This is a genomic window from Microbacterium hatanonis (assembly GCF_008017415.1).
GTDB classification, from domain to species: Bacteria; Actinomycetota; Actinomycetes; order Actinomycetales; family Microbacteriaceae; genus Microbacterium; species Microbacterium hatanonis.
Map to the genome: position 1 here is coordinate 135,705 of NZ_VRSV01000002.1, position 17,595 is coordinate 153,299.

At 71.7% G+C, this 17,595-nt stretch carries 17 protein-coding genes; 7 read left to right on the top strand and 10 right to left on the bottom strand.

The window, feature by feature from the left end:
- Positions 1 to 42 precede the first annotated feature (42 nt).
- Genes FVP77_RS10845 through FVP77_RS10865 form a run of 5 tightly spaced genes read right to left on the bottom strand, consistent with a single transcriptional unit; the run spans position 43 to position 5,486 of the window.
- On the bottom strand, positions 43 to 1,281 hold the full coding sequence (locus tag FVP77_RS10845) for a hypothetical protein (protein WP_147894644.1): 1,239 nt from the start codon (positions 1,279 to 1,281) through the stop codon (positions 43 to 45).
- Complete coding sequence (locus FVP77_RS10850) at positions 1,278 to 2,453, bottom strand: hypothetical protein (RefSeq protein ID WP_147894645.1); 1,176 nt, start codon at positions 2,451 to 2,453, stop codon at positions 1,278 to 1,280. Before FVP77_RS10850 ends, FVP77_RS10845 begins: the two co-directional genes overlap by 4 nt.
- Positions 2,450 to 3,256: a heme ABC transporter ATP-binding protein gene (locus FVP77_RS10855; RefSeq protein ID WP_147894646.1), complete on the bottom strand. Its 807-nt coding sequence runs from the start codon at positions 3,254 to 3,256 to the stop codon at positions 2,450 to 2,452. Before FVP77_RS10855 ends, FVP77_RS10850 begins: the two co-directional genes overlap by 4 nt.
- The gene (locus tag FVP77_RS10860) at positions 3,256 to 4,389 is read right to left on the bottom strand and encodes a FecCD family ABC transporter permease (RefSeq protein WP_425463137.1); all 1,134 of its coding nucleotides are present in this window, start codon (positions 4,387 to 4,389) and stop codon (positions 3,256 to 3,258) included. Before FVP77_RS10860 ends, FVP77_RS10855 begins: the two co-directional genes overlap by 1 nt.
- Entirely contained in the window at positions 4,386 to 5,486 is a 1,101-nt protein-coding gene (locus tag FVP77_RS10865) for a heme/hemin ABC transporter substrate-binding protein (protein ID WP_147894647.1), read from the bottom strand. Before FVP77_RS10865 ends, FVP77_RS10860 begins: the two co-directional genes overlap by 4 nt.
- Positions 5,487 to 5,665: 179 nt before the next feature.
- Here FVP77_RS10865 and FVP77_RS16835 point away from each other — a divergent pair, with 179 nt between their 5' ends.
- The gene (locus tag FVP77_RS16835) at positions 5,666 to 7,483 is read left to right on the top strand and encodes a hypothetical protein (RefSeq protein WP_187266908.1); all 1,818 of its coding nucleotides are present in this window, start codon (positions 5,666 to 5,668) and stop codon (positions 7,481 to 7,483) included.
- A 74-nt stretch (positions 7,484 to 7,557) separates the two neighbouring features.
- Positions 7,558 to 8,571 (top strand): WxL protein peptidoglycan domain-containing protein, encoded by a 1,014-nt coding sequence (locus FVP77_RS10875; protein WP_147894648.1) that lies wholly within the window; start codon positions 7,558 to 7,560, stop codon positions 8,569 to 8,571.
- Here FVP77_RS10875 and FVP77_RS10880 read toward each other — a convergent pair.
- A complete protein-coding gene (locus FVP77_RS10880) occupies positions 8,545 to 8,913 on the bottom strand; it encodes a sterol carrier family protein (protein ID WP_147894649.1) in 369 nt (122 codons plus the stop codon). The two genes, FVP77_RS10875 and FVP77_RS10880, sit on opposite strands and share 27 nt — an antisense overlap.
- Before the next feature lie 44 nt (positions 8,914 to 8,957).
- On the opposite strand from FVP77_RS10880, the gene purD reads away from it, so the two are divergent.
- Positions 8,958 to 10,229, top strand: coding sequence for a phosphoribosylamine--glycine ligase (purD, locus tag FVP77_RS10885; protein ID WP_147894650.1), 1,272 nt, complete (start codon positions 8,958 to 8,960; stop codon positions 10,227 to 10,229).
- Positions 10,230 to 10,250: 21 nt separating this feature from the next.
- On the opposite strand, the gene FVP77_RS10890 is transcribed toward purD, so the two are convergent.
- Positions 10,251 to 11,756 carry a SulP family inorganic anion transporter gene (locus FVP77_RS10890; RefSeq protein ID WP_147894651.1) on the bottom strand — a complete coding sequence of 502 codons (1,506 nt, stop codon included), beginning with the start codon at positions 11,754 to 11,756 and terminating at the stop codon, positions 10,251 to 10,253.
- A gap of 105 nt (positions 11,757 to 11,861) precedes the next feature.
- Between FVP77_RS10890 and FVP77_RS10895 the strand changes: the two genes are divergently transcribed.
- On the top strand, positions 11,862 to 12,224 hold the full coding sequence (locus tag FVP77_RS10895) for a helix-turn-helix domain-containing protein (RefSeq protein WP_147894652.1): 363 nt from the start codon (positions 11,862 to 11,864) through the stop codon (positions 12,222 to 12,224).
- 3 nt (positions 12,225 to 12,227) lie between these two features.
- Here the strand turns inward: FVP77_RS10895 and FVP77_RS10900 are convergent, their stop codons facing one another.
- Entirely contained in the window at positions 12,228 to 13,742 is a 1,515-nt protein-coding gene (locus tag FVP77_RS10900) for an MFS transporter (RefSeq protein ID WP_147894653.1), read from the bottom strand.
- Positions 13,739 to 14,362 carry a PadR family transcriptional regulator gene (locus FVP77_RS10905; RefSeq protein ID WP_147894654.1) on the bottom strand — a complete coding sequence of 208 codons (624 nt, stop codon included), beginning with the start codon at positions 14,360 to 14,362 and terminating at the stop codon, positions 13,739 to 13,741. Before FVP77_RS10905 ends, FVP77_RS10900 begins: the two co-directional genes overlap by 4 nt.
- A gap of 70 nt (positions 14,363 to 14,432) precedes the next feature.
- Here FVP77_RS10905 and FVP77_RS10910 point away from each other — a divergent pair, with 70 nt between their 5' ends.
- The 3 genes from FVP77_RS10910 to FVP77_RS10920 all read left to right on the top strand — a co-directional run bounded on the left by FVP77_RS10910 (position 14,433) and on the right by FVP77_RS10920 (position 17,206).
- The gene (locus FVP77_RS10910; RefSeq protein ID WP_147894655.1) at positions 14,433 to 14,777 is read left to right on the top strand and encodes an MmcQ/YjbR family DNA-binding protein; all 345 of its coding nucleotides are present in this window, start codon (positions 14,433 to 14,435) and stop codon (positions 14,775 to 14,777) included.
- Between the two features lie 26 nt (positions 14,778 to 14,803).
- Positions 14,804 to 15,739 carry a phosphoribosylaminoimidazolesuccinocarboxamide synthase gene (locus FVP77_RS10915; protein ID WP_147894656.1) on the top strand — a complete coding sequence of 312 codons (936 nt, stop codon included), beginning with the start codon at positions 14,804 to 14,806 and terminating at the stop codon, positions 15,737 to 15,739.
- 147 nt (positions 15,740 to 15,886) lie between these two features.
- Complete coding sequence (locus FVP77_RS10920; protein ID WP_121151306.1) at positions 15,887 to 17,206, top strand: uracil-xanthine permease family protein; 1,320 nt, start codon at positions 15,887 to 15,889, stop codon at positions 17,204 to 17,206.
- On the opposite strand, the gene FVP77_RS10925 is transcribed toward FVP77_RS10920, so the two are convergent.
- Complete coding sequence (locus FVP77_RS10925; protein WP_147894657.1) at positions 17,203 to 17,583, bottom strand: winged helix-turn-helix transcriptional regulator; 381 nt, start codon at positions 17,581 to 17,583, stop codon at positions 17,203 to 17,205. The genes FVP77_RS10920 and FVP77_RS10925 overlap by 4 nt on opposite strands.
- Between the last annotated feature and the right edge of the window lie 12 nt (positions 17,584 to 17,595).

Here is a 17,595-nt window from a genome sequence, read left to right on the forward strand (position 1 = left end):
TCGCACCGCCCGCCCGATACGGCGCCGGCGGTCTCTCGACACCTACGGGATCGCCCTGCGCTGCCAGGGGAGCAGCTGCATGAGACCGAGCACGGCGATGATCGACAGACCCAGTGCCGCGGCCGTGCCGAGCAGCGGCACCACGAGCGGCGACATCGCGGTCGCCGCGTCGGGCACGAGCCCCCGGGGCGACGGCACCGTCGTCAGCGCGGCCGTCGCGACGATCGGCATCGTCGGGACGGACGGCACCGCGAGGGGCGAGGCGACGGCCGGGGCCGTGCGCACCGGGTTGGAGGGCGTCGCCCCGGCGGCCTGCGCGCCGTCGCCGGAGCCGCCCGCAGGGGCGGCGATCGGGGCGGATGCGTCGTAGCTGACGGTCAGCGCGGTCGCGGGCTTGGCGGGGTCGCGCACGCCGCCGGAGGTCAGCCAGTACGCGCGCTGGCCCGTGCGGCTCTGGTAGTCGACGAAGCTCTGCGGGAACGATCCCCAGTACGCCTGGTTCTGCGCGGTGCGCGGCGCCTGACCGTCCGAGACGGCGACGCCGAGGTACTCCGGAACGACCGAGAACCCGGCGCCGCCCGAGGAATCGACGCGACGCACTTCGGCGAGCACGATCGACTGGTCGGGGAGCTTCTCCCACTTCGTCGTGTCGTCCATCGACGTGCCCCATCCGCTGGCCGTGCCCACGAGGCGCCCGGTGCCGGAGGCGTCGATCGTGAGCACCGGATCGGTGACCGACCAGTACGTCATGCCCCCGTAGAAGACGACCGTGAACGAGCCGCTCCAGCGGAGATCCATGCCGCCGTCGGCGCGGACGGAGCCGGTACCGCCGTCGATCACCACGTTGTTCCCCGAGGCGCTGGTCATGCTCGACGTGGTCACGGCGCGACCCTGCGGGTCGAGGCAGCGGGTGTCGAACGACGCCGGCACCCACTCGCCCGCGGCATTGGGCTTCTCGATGCGCACCGAACCGGCTCGGGCCGAGTACAGCCCGTCGCCGGCGCCCCAGACGCGGGCGCTGCCGGCGTCGCCGGCACGCCCCGCGCTCAAGAAGTTGCAGCCGCCGGCGAAGGCGCCGGCCCCCGCCTCGGTGTTCAGGCCCCACCGCAGCTGTGCGTTCGTGATCGTCGTGCCGTCGGCCGGGTTCGCCGGCACCTCGACGAACTCGGGAATGGTGACGGTGATCTCGTCGGGCGCGGCGATCGCGGGCGCGGCGGCCCCGAGGGAGAGGGCCCCCACGGCGAGGACGGCGGCGATGGCGGCCGCGAGACGGCGGGTCATCGGACGACCTCCATCGGAGTCGTGGACGGGACGACGGGTGCGGATGCTGCGGCCGTCGGGGCGTCGGTCGATGCCTCCGCGACCGGGACCGCGGCGGCCGCCTTCCGCGCCTTGTTGCGGCGGTGGCGACGGCGGAGCCCCGCGATCAGGCTCGTGACGATGAGGACGACGGCGAGCACGATGCTCGCCAGCAGCACGACCACCACCCACTGCGGCGTCTCGGTCGTCGCCGCCGAGACGAGGCCCGCTGCCGCAGTGCTGCCGGTGACGGTGACCTCCGCCTCGGCCACGACGCCGGACCCCGCACCGCGGAGGCTGACGAGATGGGTGCCGTCGCGCGCGTCGGACGGCACGGGGAGCGCCCCCGCGACCTCGCCGAGGGAGCCGGCGGTCAGCGGCCCGACCGCGGTGAGTCCGGAGTCGAGCGAGGCGACGATCTGCTCCCCGGGCGTGAACCCCTGGCCCGTGAAGACGATCGAGGTGCCCGCCTCGACGAACCCCGACGCGAGCCCGACCCTCACGGAGCCTGCGGGAGCCGCGGGCGCTGCGGGCGCAGCATCCGTCCCGTCCTCGGCGGCCGCCGGCGCCGTCCCGAAACTCACCGGCGTGAACGTCTCGTTGTTGGCGTTCTTCACGCCGTGCGCGCCGATCGTGATGATGCCGCACGTGACCTGGCGGCAGTCGACCTCCGACACCCGGCCGTCGCGGTCCTGACTCTCGAAGACGGCGCCGGGCACGACCATCGACAGGCTCCACGATCCGTCCGCGCCGAGCACGCCGTTCGCCGAGGATTCGGTCTGGCTGCCGGGGAACGCCAGGAATCGCTGATACCCGGCGTTGTCGGCCGACTCGGCATCGGGAACGTATCGGTAGTCGCTGCCGACCTCTCCTCCCTGCGAGGGGCGCCACGATCCACCGGCCGCGTCGTCGACCCACCCGAACAGCACGTAGACGCCGCCGAAGCCCTTCGCGATCGACTGGAAGCCGGTGCCGCTGACCGTCACCTCGGTCGCGTAGTCGGCCGGCAGGAGGCTGCCGCCGTCGGGCCCGGCGACCGATACGCCCGCGGACGCCCAGGCGGGCGTCGCGCCCGCGATCGCCGAGGCCGCGATGGCCGTCGCGATCGCGAGGGCGGCGAGCGGTCGGACTCGGCGGTGGGTGCTGGCGGTCATGCGATGCGCTCCTCAGAAGAGTCGGAGTGGGTGGCGGACGGGTCGGCGATCACCAGGAGCGAACCCCCGGGCCCGTCGAGGACGTGGATCGGATGCCGGTACACCCGCGTGAGCAGCTCCGGCTCGAGCACCTCGCGAGGGGCGCCCACGGCGACGAGCCGTCCGGCCTCGAGCAATGCGATGCGATCGGCGTAGGCCGCCGCCAGCGCGAGGTCGTGCAGCACCACGACCGCCGCGCCCCCGGCGGCGACACGGGCGCGGGTGCGGGACAGCACGCGATGCTGATGCCGGATGTCGAGGCTCGCGGTGGGCTCGTCGAGCAGCGCGATCCCGCATTCCTGCGCGAACGAGCGCGCGAAGGCGACCCGCGCCCGCTCGCCTCCCGAGAGCGAGGTCACCGGACGCGACGCGAACGACTCGACCTCGCCCGCGACGAGCGCGACGCGTACCGCTTCATCGTCGCGGTCGGCCTCGGGCCGCCGACGCCACGGCGCCCGCCCCATCGCGACCACCTCGGCCGAGAGGAAGGGGAACGAGACCTCGTTGCTCTGAGTGAGCACGGACCGGCGACGGGCACGGTCTTCGACGCGGTGCGTCGCCAGGGGTCGGCCGTCGAGCCGCACCTCGCCCTCGTCGGGCGCGCGGTCGCCGGCGAGCACCGACAGGAGCGTGGATTTCCCGGCGCCGTTCGGACCCACGAGCACGAGCAGCTCGCCCGGGTGCAGGTCGAGGTCGACGCCGTCGAGCAGACGGCGCCCCCCGACCGATACGCCGACGTTCCGTGCGCTCAGCACCGCGGCCATCACCCCCACCCTCCGGAGCGTCGCCGCGTGCGCCGCAGCAGCCAGAAGAAGAAGGGGCCGCCGATGAGAGCGGTGATCATGCCGATCGGAAGCTCCGAGTTCGGCACGACCGTGCGCGCGACGAGGTCGGCGGCCACGAGCAGCACCGCGCCCCCGAGCGCACTGGCGGGCAGGAGCAGCCGATGGCCGGGGCCCAACAGCATCCGCATCAGGTGCGGCACGACCAGCCCGACGAAACCGATGATGCCGCAGAAGGCCACCGCGGCGCCGGTGAGAAGCGCGATGACCACGATCGCGACGACGCGCAGCCGCTCCACCCGCACGCCGAGGTGCTCGGCCTGTCGCTCGCCCAGGGCGAGCAGGTCGAGATCGGGGGACAGCAGCAGGCAGACGGCGACGCCCACCGCCACCAGCGGTGCGACGATCGTGACGTCCTGCCACCGGGTGCCGTTGAGCGACCCCAGCTGCCAGAAGACGATCTGCTCGCGCTCCTGTGTCGACCCGAGGTACGTGAAGAGGGCGATCGCCGCGCCTCCGATCGCGTTGACCGCGATACCGGTGAGGACGAGCGTGACCACCTCCGTGCGTCCGTCGGCTCGGGCCGAGGTGTACACGACGATGGTCGCGGCGAGGCCGCCGAGGAAGGCGAACAGCGGCACGGTCAGAGGCCCGGCGAACGAGAGACCGAAGACGATCACGGCCGACGCGCCGACGGCCGCGCCCGAAGAGATGCCGATCACGCCGGGCTCGGCGAGCGGATTGCGGAACACGCCCTGCATGACGGCGCCGGCGGTCGCGAGCGAGGCACCGACGAGCACCGCCATGAACAGGCGCGGCAGGCGGACGAGCCAGAGGGTGGCCTCGCCGTTCACGTGCGTCATGGCCGCTCCGCTCGGCACCGACATCCAGCCCGCGCCGAAGGAGGAGACGAACCCGTTCCACGCTCGGGCGAACGATCCGAGCACCTCCGCGGGAGGGATCGAGAGCTGCCCGGTGCCGGCCGAGACGACCGTCAGCACGACCAGCGCCGCGCCCATCGCGACGAAGGTCGCGATCGCGACCGCGCGGCGATCCCGACGCCTCGGGACAGCGGCGGGGGCGGCGACGGCGACCGTCTGGGTCGCGGCGCTCACCCCGCCGACTCCGGTGCGTAGATCGCCACGGCGAGCGCGTCGAGGGTCTGCGCGGTGTTCGGGCCGAAGCTCAGGATCGTCGAGTCGGCCATGTCGACGATGCGGCGGTTGCGGCCCGCGTCGGTCTGGGCGACGGCGGGGAGGTGCTCGGCGAGCCCGTCGACGCCCCCGACCGAGGCGAGCCCATCGGTCATCATCAGGATCAGATCGGGGTTCGCGTCGATGAGCGCCTCGTCGGTGACCGGCCGCATCCCCTGCCAGCCGATCTCGCCGGCGATGTCGATACCGCCCAGGGCGGTGATGAGGGTGTCGGCGCCGGACTCCTCGCCGAAGAGGTAGTAGACGCCCGACTGCCCCCGCACGTAGAGGAACATCATGCGCAGCCTCTGCGACGGGTCCGCCGGGGCGACGGCGGCGATCTCGGCGACCTTCGCGTCGACGGCCGCCGTGGTGCGCGCGGCGAGCGTCGCCCCCCGCTCGGATACACCGAGGGCGTCGGCGACCTGCTGGGTCAACGCGCCGACCGTGTCGATCGAACGGTGCGAGTCGACGACGACGACCGCGATGCCTGCGTCGCGCATCTGCAGGATCGTGTCCCACGGACCGAGGCTGGTGTCGGTCAGGATGACGGTCGGGGCGGCGTCGAGGATGGCCTCGGCGTTCAGCTCGTGACCGTTCGCCGTGACGAGGGGGAGATCGGATGCCTCGGGGAACGCGCTCGACACGTCGCGCCCCACGACCGAGTCGCCCAGTCCGAGCTCGAAGACGATGCGCGAGAGCGAGCCGTAGATGTCGAGGGCCAGAATGCGCGACGTGTCGGTGACGGTGACGGTCGTCCCCTGCGCGTCGACGATCGTGGCGGGCAGGGCGGCGGCGCCCTCGATGATGGGGTCGATCGCGCTGTGCGCGGCGACCGCGGTCGCCGGGCCCTGCCACGACAACGGGTCGGCGATCGGCGACACCTCCGCGAGCGGCGGCGTCGCCGGAGCCGCTTGGTCCGTGCCTGCTGTGGCGCCGGTGCACCCGGCGAGCGCCAGCGCGGCGACGAGCAGCGCGGCGGGCAGCGAGAACGTGCGACGTCTCTGCGTGATGGTCATGACGGCCCCCGGCGGGTCGGAAGGTGGTCGAAGTTAGGTCAGGCTTACTTCCATCTTGCCGGAAAGAGCTCGGACATGGTTAGGTAAGCCTCACCTACTATCCCACATCCTTTTCTCAGGATGACGCCGGCACCCGACACCGCCGCGCGATGAGGGATGGCATCACGAAAGGAACGAACGTGGATTCTTCGACCATGCGTCGACGGTTCAACCGCTCGGCCGCCGTCGTCGCCGCCGCGGCGCTCGCACTCGGCGGCGCGGTGGCTTTCGCCGCGCCGGCACAGGCGGCGACCGCGGGTGCGGTGACCAACGCCACCCTCAGCTGGGGGCTGAGCGGCGAAGCGGGAGGCGGCGCGTTCTTCGGCGGCTGCAACTTCCTCAGCGCCGGGAAGGCCGGCAACACCGGGAGCTCCCGTGTCTGGACGGAGGCCGACGGCTTCTTCCAGACCACCGCGGGCAACGTCTCCGTCACGAAGCCCGATGCCACCGGCGCGCAGGTGCCCGTCGCCTGGGCGGACAAGTGCAAGAACCCCTCCGGCACCGCCGTGAGCGCGGCGTCGACGACGTCGCTGACGAAGATCCAGGTCAACATCTCCAACGGTCAGGGGCAGGTGGCCTCCGACGGGTCGGTGCAGCTCGCATGGGACGGCGACTTCACGGTCGCCTTCTACGGCGGCCTGACGTACTGGACCGCGTCCGACCCGACGCTCTCGCTCGACGCGAACGGCAACGGGCAGCTGACGGCGACGGCCAGCGGCTACGGCACGTCCATGGAGGATCAGACGCAGTGGGTGCCGATCGCCGACCAGCAGATCGTGCTCGCCGACATCGCGGCCGGCCAGGTCTCGGACACCGGCTTCACGGCGACGCCCGCCTACCTGGGCGTCGAGGTCACCACGACGGGAACCGCTCAGACGCGCACCGGCACGAACTGGGGATCGTTCCCGCAGTCGTACGTCGACTTCCAGAACCTCACCGGTCAGTCGAGCTACTGGTACTCCTCGGGCGGATCGCGTGACGCGGCCAAGCCGGCGAGCCCGCTGACCGTGGGCTACTCCGTCGCGGCCGCCCCCGCCGCGCCGTCGGTGTCGGTCTCGAAGACCGAAGGCATCTCGCGCACCGGCGAGACCCTCACGATCACCGGCTCCGGCTTCGTGCCGAGCGGCACCTCCACCAACGGCACACGCCCGCCGCTGGCCGGCCAGTTCAGCGGTGCCTACGTCGTGTTCGGCAAGTTCCTCGACGCCTGGAAGCCCTCCGCGGGGGCGGCGAGCTCGGCGCGCAAGGTGCTGACGCAGAAGTGGGCCGTCCCCGAGGCGAGCGCGGCGACGATCGGCGGCGCGAACGCCGGCGCGATCACGCTGCAGGCCGATGGATCGTTCTCCACGCAGATCACCGTCTCGGCGTCGGAGGCGAACGACCTGCTCGCCGGCAACTACGGCATCTACACCTACGGCGGCAGCGGCACCGTGTACGCCCCCTTCGAGACGTTCACGCCGCTCACCTTCACGGGGGCCGACGACGTGGTCGTCGAGATCCCCGAGTGGGTGGATGAGGCGACCGGCTCGTTCGGCTGGGCGTTCGAGGGCTCGAGCCCCGCGAACCTCGGCGTCGCCGCGCAGGCGGGGACGAACTTCGTCGCCTCCGGATCGCTCACCGACATCGTGGTGACCGACACCCGCGCCGGTGGAACATCGCCGTACACGTGGTCGATCGCCGGGCAGGCGTCGGACTTCACGTCGGGCGCGCAGACCTTCTCGGCCGGCTTCCTCGGCTGGACCCCGAAGGTCGTCGCCGGCGGCAGCCTCGTCTCGGCGGGCGCCCCGGTCACCTCGAGCCAGCTCGGCGGCACCGGGCTCGCGTCCTCGCGCGCCCTCGCATCGTCGACCGCGGCCGTCACCGCCACGGTCGGCGCGGACCTGTCGCTCGTGCTCCCCGGCACGACCCCGGCGGGTCAGTACACCAGCACCATCACCATCACCGCCCTGTCGGAGTGAGCGTGCGCGGGGTCCCGGCCGTCGCCGGGGCCCCGCGTCGCTCACCGCAGACCCCGTAACCCGAAAGACCCGCCGTGCCCGCTCACCGCTCCACGACGATGCTCGCCGCAGCGACTGCATCCGCCCTCCTCGTCCTCGGTCTCGCCACCCCCGCGATCGCGGCGGACAGCGGCGGCGTCGCATGGACGGTGAAGACCGTCGACAGTGAGAACGGGACGGGGCGAGGCAGCTTCAGCTACGACCTCGAACCCGGAGCGAGCGTCAGCGACGCCATGGTCGTCGTCAACACGGGCACCGTCGCCCTCCCCCTCGACGTCTACGCCGCCGACGCCTTCACCACGGCCGGCGGCGACGTGGACCTCGTCGCCGATGCGTCCGCCTCCGACGACGCCGGCCTCTGGGTGAGCGTGGCGACCTCCCAGATCGTGCTCGAGCCGGGGGCCCAGGCCGAGATCCCCTTCACCCTCACCGTGCCCACCGGTGCGCAGCCGGGCGACCACGCCGCGGGCCTCGTGACGTCCCTCGCGGGCGCCGACGCCTCGGCGATCCTGTCGGTCGAACGCCGCCTGGGCACCCGCATCAACGTCCGTGTCGCCGGCGCACTGCTGCCCGCCGCCCAGGTCGAGAACGTGCGCGCCTCGTACACGCCGTCGTGGAACCCCTTCGAGGCAGGCACGCTGACGGTCGAGTACGCCCTCCGCAACACCGGCAACACCCGCCTGACGGGCGTCGGTGCGATCGAGGCGGCGGGCCCCGTGGGACTGTTCGCGAGCCGCACGACCGCGGAGCAGCTCGACGAGGTCATCCCGGGTTCGACGATCGAGATGCGCCGCACGCTCCCGGTCTCCGCCCTCGGGTGGCTCTCGGGGGCGGTCGTCATCGACCCCGAAGGCGTCGGGCTCGGGGCGGGACAGCTCGCGTCCGTCGTGACGGATTTCTCCACCCTCGCCGTTCCGTGGAGCCTCGTCGCGCTCCTCGTGGTCGTCGCCGGCCTCGTCGTGGCGGCCGTCGTGCTCGTCCGCCGTCGGCGCGCGAGCGCACCGACGGCCGGGGACAAGCCGTCAGGGACGCAGGGGAAGCAGGGCTGAGAGGTCGGCCCGCACGCCCGAGGCGACGATGCGGCCCGCGGCCGCAGCATCCGCCCATTCCTCGCCTCCCGTGGCCAGCGCGATCCACGTCGCGGCGTCGGTCTCCACGACGTTCGGCGGCGTGCCGCGCGTGTGCCGCGGCCCCTCGATCACCTGGACCGCGCCGAACGGGGGCACCCGCACCTCGACCGAGTTGCCCGGCGCCTTCTCCACCAGCAGCTGCAGCAAGTAGCGCACGGCGGTCGCCAGGTCGCTGCGCGCCGGCGGGTGTCCGGCGGCATCGGCGGCCGAGACCGCCCCCAGTGCCGCTCGTCCGTCACCGGTCTCGATCCGTCGCGCCATGACCTCCACGCTACGCGCGGAAACCCGGTCGATAGGGTGGGCGGGTGAGAATCCTCGTCCTCGGCTCCGGCGCGCGCGAGCACGCCATCATCCTCGCCCTGCGTTCGGAGGATGAGGCGCACGCGATCTTCGCCGCTCCCGGCAACGCCGGCGTCGCCTCCGACGCGCACCTGGTCGACCTCGATCCGAACGACCCCGACGCCGTCACGGCCTTCGCCGACGACGAGTCGATCGACCTGGTCGTCGTCGGTCCCGAGGCTCCGCTCATCGCCGGCGTGGCGGATGCACTGCGCACCCGCGGCATCCCCGTGTTCGGCCCCGGCAAGGCCGCCGCGCAGCTCGAGGGCTCCAAGGCGTTCGCGAAGCGCGTGATGGATGCGGCGGGGGTGCCCACGGGCCGTGCCCTGCGCGCGCAGGACTCCGCCGCCGTCGCCGCCGCGCTCGACGAGTTCGGCGCGCCCTACGTGGTCAAGGCCGACGGCCTCGCCTCGGGCAAGGGCGTCATCGTCACCAGCGACCGCGCCGAGGCCATCGGCCACGCGGAGGCGTTCCTCCCCCGCGGACCGGTGCTGATCGAGGAGTTCCTCGAGGGCCCCGAGGTGTCGCTGTTCTTCCTGTCCGACGGCGACACCGTGCGCCCGCTCAGCCCCGCGCAGGACTACAAGCGCCTCCTCGACGGCGATGCCGGCCCGAACACCGGCGGCATGGGCGCCTATTCGCCGCTGCCGTGGCTGTCGGAGCGCTTCGGCGGCGAGGAGGAGTTCGTCGATCTCGTCACCCGCGAGGTGGCCGAGCCCGTCGTCCGCCAGCTCGACGCCGAGGGCACCCCCTTCATCGGCCTGCTCTACGCCGGCCTCATCCTCACCGCCGCCGGCGTCCGCGTGATCGAGTTCAATGCGCGCTTCGGCGACCCCGAGACGCAGGTCGTCCTGCCGCGCCTCGTCGACCCGCTGTCGCAGCTGCTGCTGGCCACGGCCTCCGGCACTCTCGAGAGCCACCCGCGTCCCGCCTTCGCCGAGGCCACCGCCGTGACCGTCGTGCTCGCGAGCGCCGGTTACCCGGAGGCGCCCCTGACCGGACGCACCCTCCACGGGCTGGAAGCGGCGGCCGACGTCGACGGAGTGCACCTCGCGCATGCCGCGACCGCCCGCGTCGACGACGGCCTGGTCGCCACCGGCGGCCGCGTGCTCAGCGTCGTGGCGCTCGGAACGACGTTCGCCGAGGCGCGGGCGAGCGTGTACCGCGCGATCGAGGCGATCGAGCTCGAGGGCGGTCAGTACCGCACCGATATCGCCGCGCGGGTCGCCGCGTACTGATCCGCGTGCCGGTGCCCGGCCTCAGTGGCCGGCCCCGAGGCCGCCGCTGAGGCGACGGTGGAACGCGGTCGTGGCCTCGTTCATCCCCTCGAAGACCACGCTCTTGCCGTGGGCGGCGTACTTCGTCTCGATCGCGTCGAGAGCCGCCACCGTCGAGGCGTCCCAGACGTGCGAGCGCGCGAGGTCGACGACGACGCGGTCGGGGTCGGCCGCGTAGTCGAACTGGGTCGTGAGGTCGTTGCTCGAGGCGAAGAACAGCTCGCCGTCGACCGTGTAGCGCACCGCGTCGTCGCCGACGTCGGTGCGGGTCACGGTGGCGAAGTGCGCGACGCGACGGGCGAAGAGCACCATGGCCGCGACCACACCCACGATCACCCCGATCGCGAGGTTGTGCGACCAGACGGTGACCGCCACCGTGAGCACCATGACGGCCGTCTCGCTCTTGGGCAGGCGCCGCAGGGTCGACAGGCGCACGCTGTGCCAGTCGAAGGTCGCGACCGAGACGACGACCATGACGGCCACGAGCGCGGCCATCGGGACGATCGCGACCACGTCGCCGAAGACGAGCACCAGTACCAGCAGGAACACGCCGGCCAGGAACGTCGAGATGCGCGTGCGGGCACCGGAGGCCTTCACGTTGATCATGGTCTGCCCGATCATCGCGCACCCGCCCATGCCCCCGAAGGCTCCCGAGAGGATGTTGGCCGCACCCTGCGCCCACGCCTCGCGGGTCTTGGGCGAGCGGGTGTCGGTGATCTCGTCGACGAGCTTCGCCGTCATCAGCGACTCGAGGAGTCCGACGACCGCCATCGCCAGGGCGTACGGCGCGATGATCGCGAGCGTGTCGACGGTGAGCGGCACCTGCGGCAGGAAGAGCTCGGGGAGACTCCGTGGCAGCTCGCCCTGGTCACCGACCGTCGGCACGGCGATCGAGAAGACGACGACGGCCGCCGTCAGCAGCACGATGGCGACCAGCGGCGCCGGCACGACACGGGTGAGGCGCGGCATGAGGAACATGATCAGAAGGCCCGCCGCCGTCAGCGGATAGACCGCCCAGGGGACGCCGATGAGGTGCGGCACCTGCGAGATGAAGATGAGGATCGCGAGCGCGTTGACGAAGCCCACCATGACGCTGCGCGGGATGAAGCGCATGAGCTTGGCCACCCCGAGCACGGCGAGCACGATCTGGATAGCCCCTCCCAGCAGCACGGTCGCGATGAAGTAGTCCATGCCGTGGTCGCGGGCGACGGGGGCGATCACCAGCGCGACCGCGCCGGTCGCGGCCGTGATCATGGCGGGTCGACCGCCGAGGAACGCGATGGCGACGGCCATCACGAACGACGAGAACAGTCCGACGCGCGGATCGACGCCCGCGATGATGGAGAACGCGATGGCCTCGGGGATCAGCGCGATCGCCACCACGAGCCCCGCCAGAACCTCGCGGGTGAGCAGGCGCGGGCTCCGCAGCGCCTGCAGGACGGTGGGTTCGATGCGCGGGCGCGCGGGGGCGGGCGGGGCGGAGGTCATGGGGCTCCCGAATGGGCGGCCGTGGCCGCCGGGCAAGAGAATGGATGCGGCGGAGGGACCGCCGCATGAAACTCTACCCTTACGTAAGGGTTGATTGGAGGAACCGTGGGCGAACGCACGATGCACATCGGCGAGCTCGCCGACCGTCTGGGCCTCTCACAGCGTTCGCTGCGGCATTGGGACGAGATCGGGCTCCTGACCCCCTCGGGCCGCAGCGACGGGAACTTCCGGCTCTACTCCGAGGCCGACGAAGCCAAGGCCCGCTTCGTCATGCTCATGAAACCGCTCGGCTTCAGCCTCGACGAGATCGCCGAACTCGTCGACTCGCGCGACGCCTCTCCGCAGCATCCGCTCGCCGGGCTCACCCCCGAGCGTCGCGCGCACTTCGCCGAGGCGGCGAGGTCGCGCGGAGAGAAGCTCCGCCGCGATCTCGCCGCCGTCGACGACTTCCTCGACCTGGCCGGCTGACCCTCAGTTGTCGGCCGCCGCGGGTGCGGCGCGACGCTCGCCGTGCGCGGGGATCACGCTCGGGCGGCGCAGGAACAGGACGGCGATGATGCCGACCACCATCACCGCGACGGGGAGCAGGATCGTCTGCGACATCGCTTCGGCGAAAGGCCCGGCGACCTGGGCCGGCAGTGTGCCTCCGCCGAACCCGCTGGTCGCATCCGACGCGCCGGGGAGGTTGGCCTCGAGCCGCGACTGCATGAACGCGGCGATCGCGGCCGAGCCGAGCACCGACCCGATCGTGCGGGTGGCGTTGTAGATGCCCGCGCCGGCGCCCGCCTGATCGCGCGGCAGCATCCGCGTCGCGGTGGTCGCCAGGGGGCCCCACATGCCTGCGTTGCCGATGCCCATCATCGCGGAGGGGAGGAGGAACATCCAGATCGGGGTGTCGAGGTTCATGAGCGTCGAGTACCAGATGAGCGATCCGGCCACGAGGACGAGCCCGGGCACCAGCAGGAAACGCGGGTCGGTGCGGTCGAGCAGCCGGCCGGCGAACGGCGCGAGCACGCCCGAGAGCACCGCCATCGGGATGAGCAGCAGCGCCGACTGGGTCGGAGTGAGGCCCCGGGCGAGCTGGATGAAGAAGAACAGCGGCAGCGTCATGCTCGTCACGGTGAATCCGACCGTGGTGATCGCGAGGTTCGACACCGAGAAGTTGCGCTCGCGGAAGAGCCCGAGAGGAACGAGCGGCTCGGCCTTCGTGCGGGCCTGCGTCCAGATGAAGACCGCGAGCACGACGACGCCGGCGGCGATCATCGCCCACACCCAGCCCGCCCAGTCGTAGTGCTCGCCCTCCTGCAGGCCGAACACGATGAGGAAGAGGGCGATCGCGCTGAGGATCACGCCGAGGATGTCGAACCGGTGCGGGTTCGTCGCGAGCTTTGGAACGAGACGCCAGGCCGCGACGAACGCGATCACGCCGACGGGGATGTTGATGAAGAAGATCCATTCCCAGCCGAATCCGTCGACGAGGAGCCCTCCGGCGAGCGGCCCGACGAGAGTCGCGACGCCCGCGGTCGCTCCCCACAGGCCCATGGCGGCACCGCGCCGGTTCGCCGGGAAGGTGCGCGTGATGACGGCCATCGTCTGCGGGGTCATCATCGCGGCACCGAGCCCCTGCACGGCGCGCGCGACCACGAGCACCTCGAGCGAGCCCGACAGGCCGCACGCGAGCGAGGCGAGGGTGAAGACGGCGAGACCGATGAGATAGATGTTCTTCGGGCCGAAGCGGTCGCCGAGGCGTCCGGTGATCAGCAGCGGAACCGCGTAGGCCAGCAGGTAGGCGCTGGTGACCCACACGACGTTGTCGAGGTTGGTCGTGGTGGGGTCGAGCGCCGCCTTGATCGCGGGGTTCGCGACGGACACGATCGTGGTGTCGACGAGGATCATGAAGAACCCGATGACGAGCGCGAAGAGCGCGGGCCAGGGGCTTCGTTCGGGAGTGGATGCGGCGACGGGCGCGGTGCGCGGTGAAGTCATGACAGGGACTTTCGGATAGCGGCGTTCGAGTGATGTACGTGGTCGGGGATCTCATCGACCCCCCACGGGAGCGAGCCGTCGACGAGGCGCGCGTGAAGGGCGTCCTGCCAGGCGAGCTCGGCGTCGAGCAAGGTCGCCTGGCGACTCACCTCGACGAGGAACTGATCGGGGGTGCCGCGCGTCGCGGAGTCGGCGAGACCCCTCCGATGCGCGTCGAGTTCGGCGACGAGGGCGATGCGGCGCTCCGCGAGGAGAGCGGCGACCTCGCCCCGATCGAGGTTGTGGGCCTCGGCGAGCGCGATACGGAACTCCGCCGGGTGATCCATACGCGGCAGCTCCCGTCGCACCCAGTCGATGACGGCCGTGTCGCCCGCATCGGTGAGCCGGTAGGTCGTGCGCTCGGGGCGGTTGCCGTCGCGATCGACGCCCACCTCGGTGAGGAGCCCCGCCCGCTCGAGGCGCGAGACGGTGTGGTAGAACGTGCCGTTCTGAATGCGCACGAGCCGGTCGTCGCGGCGCTGTCGCAGCATCCGCATCATCTCGTAGGGATGCATCTCGCCCTCGCGCAGGAGCGCGAGCACGACGACCCCGAGGGGCGTCAGGCGGGCGGCGTCGCTCATTCGGTCACTCCATCTCGACTAGTCCACGTGGACTATACGCTTCAGGGCCGACGCGCGCTACCGTGTCGGCATGGTCGACAGAGCCGCGATGGAGAGGGCGCACGAGATCTTCGATCCGATCGCCGCCGACCACCTCGCGCGTCCCGACGTCGACATCGGGCCCATGTTCGGCACGGAGGGCCTGCGAGTCCGGGGCAAGGTGTACGCCTTCGTCGAGCACCAGGGCGGACTGATCGCGAAAGTGCCCCAGTCGCGTGCCGACGCGCTGTGCGCCGACGGCACGGCGCTGCGCATGGTCATGCGCGAGCGGGAGATGCGCGAGTGGGTGACCGTGACGCCCAGCGCCGGCGCCGACACCTGGCGGTCGCTGATCGACGAGGCGCACGACTTCGTCGATCGACTGACTCCGCGGTAGCCGCGCCGCCCCGCGATAATGGGCGGATGAGCTCGACGACCGAACTGCCCGGCTGGCGTCACGTCTACTCCGGGAAGGTGCGCGATCTCTACGTGCCGGAAGGTTCCGACGGGGCCGCTGACCGCATGCTCGTCGTCGCGAGCGACCGGGTGAGCGCGTTCGATCATGTGCTCTCCCCCGGCATCCCGCAGAAGGGCGAACTGCTCACCGCGCTGAGCCTGTGGTGGTTCGACCGTCTCGGCGGCGGCGACGGCGGGCGACGCATCCCGAACCACCTCATCGCCGACCACGAGCTCGTCGGCGACGAGGCGCGCGAGATCATCCCGCGCGAGGTCGTCGCCCGATCGATGCTGGTGCGCTCGCTCGAGATGGAGCCGATCGAGTGCGTCGTGCGCGGCTACCTCACGGGTTCCGGATGGGCCGAGTACCGGGCGTCGGGAACCGTGTGCGGCATCGCCCTGCCCGCGGGCCTCGCGAACGGCGACCGGCTGCCCGAGCCCATCTTCACCCCGGCGTTCAAGGCACCCCTCGGCGAGCACGACGAGAACATCTCGTTCGAGCGCACTGTCGAGATCGTCGGCGCCGAGAGCGCGGCGGAGCTGCGCGACACCTCGCTGGAGATCTACCGGCGCGCGGCGGCGACCGCCGAGGAGCACGGGCTGGTCCTCGCCGACACGAAGTTCGAGTTCGGCCGCCCTTCGACGGGCTCAGGGACCGGAGTGCTGACGCTGGCCGACGAGGTGCTCACGAGCGATTCGTCGCGGTACTGGGATGCGGCGGCCTGGGCCTCGGGAACCACACCCGAGGAGCGCATGGCCAGCTTCGACAAGCAGATCGTGCGCGACTGGCTCGCGGCGAACTGGGAGGACCGCGAGGGCGAGCCGCCCACTCTCCCCGCCGACATCGTCGAGCGCACCCGCGACCGCTACGCCGAACTGCTCGAGCGCCTCACCGCGAGCTGACCGGGTACGCCGGGCGCACGGGGTGCGCCCCGACGCACGGGACCGGTACGGCCACGCGCCGTGCGCTCGGGGGCCGTCCGTGCTCTCGCGCAGCGGCGGCCGCCCGCGTCGGTAAGGTGACGTGAGCGAATCTCCGGGAGGAACATCATGGCGCTGTGGAAGCTGCACGGAAACGGCCGCACCGTCGCCCCCGGGGCCGTCGTCGCCCCCGACGAGCGCATGAACTGGGGCGCGACCGTCGCGATCGGCATCCAGCACGTCATCGCCATGTTCGGCGCGACGTTCCTCGTGCCGGTGCTCACGGGCTTCCCCGTCTCGACGACCCTGTTCTTCTCGGGCGTCGGAACGCTGCTGTTCCTGGTGGTCACGCGCAACAAGCTGCCCAGCTACCTCGGGTCGTCGTTCGCGTTCATCGCTCCGATCACCGCGGCGACCGCTACCGCCGGCACAGGGTCGGCCCTCGCGGGCATCGTCGCGGTCGGGCTGCTGCTGGCCGCCGTCGGTGTGATCGTGCAGTTCGCCGGCCTCGGCTGGGTCGACCGCCTCATGCCCCCGGTGGTCGCCGGTGCGATCGTCGCCCTCATCGGGTTCAACCTCGCCCCCGTCGCCTGGACGTCGTTCCGCGAGGCGCCGCTGACCGGAACCATCACGCTCGCCGCGGTGATCCTCTTCAGCGTGCTGTTCCGCGGTTTCCTCGGGCGCATCTCGATCTTCCTCGGCGTGATCGTCGGGTACATCGCCGCCCTCATCCAGAACGAGATCGACTTCACTCCGGTGGCGGATGCGGCGTGGATCGGGTTCCCCGAGTTCCAGCTCGCCGACGTCACGTCGCCGCAGACCTGGTCGGTCATCGCGATGTTCCTCCCCGTCGTCCTCGTGCTCGTCGCCGAGAACGTCGGGCACGTGCGCGGTGTCGCCACGATGACGGATGCATCGGTCAACCGCTCGACCGGCCGCGCCCTGATCGCCGACGGCGCGGCGACCACCCTCGCCGGCCTCTTCGGCGGCTCGGGAACGACGACCTACGGCGAGAACATCGGCGTCATGGCGGCCACCCGCGTCTACTCGACCGCGGTGTACTGGGTCGCGGGCGCCGCGGCGATCGTGCTGAGCCTCTCGCCGAAGATCGGCGCGGTCTTCAACACCATCCCTCCCGGGGTGCTCGGCGGCGTCACCACCGCTCTGTACGGGCTCATCGGCATCATCGGCATCAAGATCTGGGTCGACAACCGCGTGGACTTCTCGCGCCCGGTCAACCAGTACACCGGCGCCGTCGCTCTCGTGCTCGCGATCGCCGGATTCACCATGCAGTGGGGCGACTTCCAGCTCGGCGCCATCGTGCTCGGCTCGGTGGCAGCGCTCGTCATCTACCACCTGGGCAACGCGATCGCGCGTCTGCGCAAGACCGGCGCCGACGACGGTGGGCCGATCCCCGCGGTCGGCCCCCTCGGCGGCGATCCGCTCTAAGCCGCGGGGCGGGTCTCGGGGCGGATCATCGTCTCGGCGTTCTGCGCGACCCATTCGACCAGCGGCAGCATGCGCTCCATGAGGTCGCGTCCCAGGGGCGTGAGGCTGTACTCGACGTGCGGCGGCACCGAGGGGAACGACTCCCGGTGCACCAGACCGTCGTCGCAGAGGGTCTTGAGGGTGCTCGCGAGCATCTTCTCGCTGATGCCGTCGATGGCTCGGCGCAACGCCCCCCAGCGCAGCGTCCCGTCCGACAGCGAGGAGAGCACGAGAACCCCCCACTTGCTCATGATGTGATCGAGCACCGTCCGGGTGCTGCACCCCTCGGAGAAGACCCCGTCGGTCTCACCCCGTATTTCCGCAAAACTCACCGACATGCCAGTACCTTA

Coding starts and splice junctions, on each gene's coding strand:
- FVP77_RS10920 (WP_121151306.1), top strand. CDS start 15,887: ATGGCGCTGTGGAAGCTGCACGGAAACGGCCGCACCGTCGCCCCCGGG.
- FVP77_RS10900 (WP_147894653.1), bottom strand. CDS start 13,742: ATGACTTCACCGCGCACCGCGCCCGTCGCCGCATCCACTCCCGAACGA.
- FVP77_RS10925 (WP_147894657.1), bottom strand. CDS start 17,583: ATGTCGGTGAGTTTTGCGGAAATACGGGGTGAGACCGACGGGGTCTTC.
- FVP77_RS10910 (WP_147894655.1), top strand. CDS start 14,433: ATGGTCGACAGAGCCGCGATGGAGAGGGCGCACGAGATCTTCGATCCG.
- FVP77_RS10905 (WP_147894654.1), bottom strand. CDS start 14,362: ATGAGCGACGCCGCCCGCCTGACGCCCCTCGGGGTCGTCGTGCTCGCG.
- FVP77_RS10865 (WP_147894647.1), bottom strand. CDS start 5,486: ATGACCATCACGCAGAGACGTCGCACGTTCTCGCTGCCCGCCGCGCTG.
- FVP77_RS10845 (WP_147894644.1), bottom strand. CDS start 1,281: ATGACCCGCCGTCTCGCGGCCGCCATCGCCGCCGTCCTCGCCGTGGGG.
- FVP77_RS10855 (WP_147894646.1), bottom strand. CDS start 3,256: ATGGCCGCGGTGCTGAGCGCACGGAACGTCGGCGTATCGGTCGGGGGG.
- FVP77_RS10880 (WP_147894649.1), bottom strand. CDS start 8,913: ATGGCGCGACGGATCGAGACCGGTGACGGACGAGCGGCACTGGGGGCG.
- FVP77_RS10915 (WP_147894656.1), top strand. CDS start 14,804: ATGAGCTCGACGACCGAACTGCCCGGCTGGCGTCACGTCTACTCCGGG.
- FVP77_RS10890 (WP_147894651.1), bottom strand. CDS start 11,756: ATGACCTCCGCCCCGCCCGCCCCCGCGCGCCCGCGCATCGAACCCACC.
- FVP77_RS10850 (WP_147894645.1), bottom strand. CDS start 2,453: ATGACCGCCAGCACCCACCGCCGAGTCCGACCGCTCGCCGCCCTCGCG.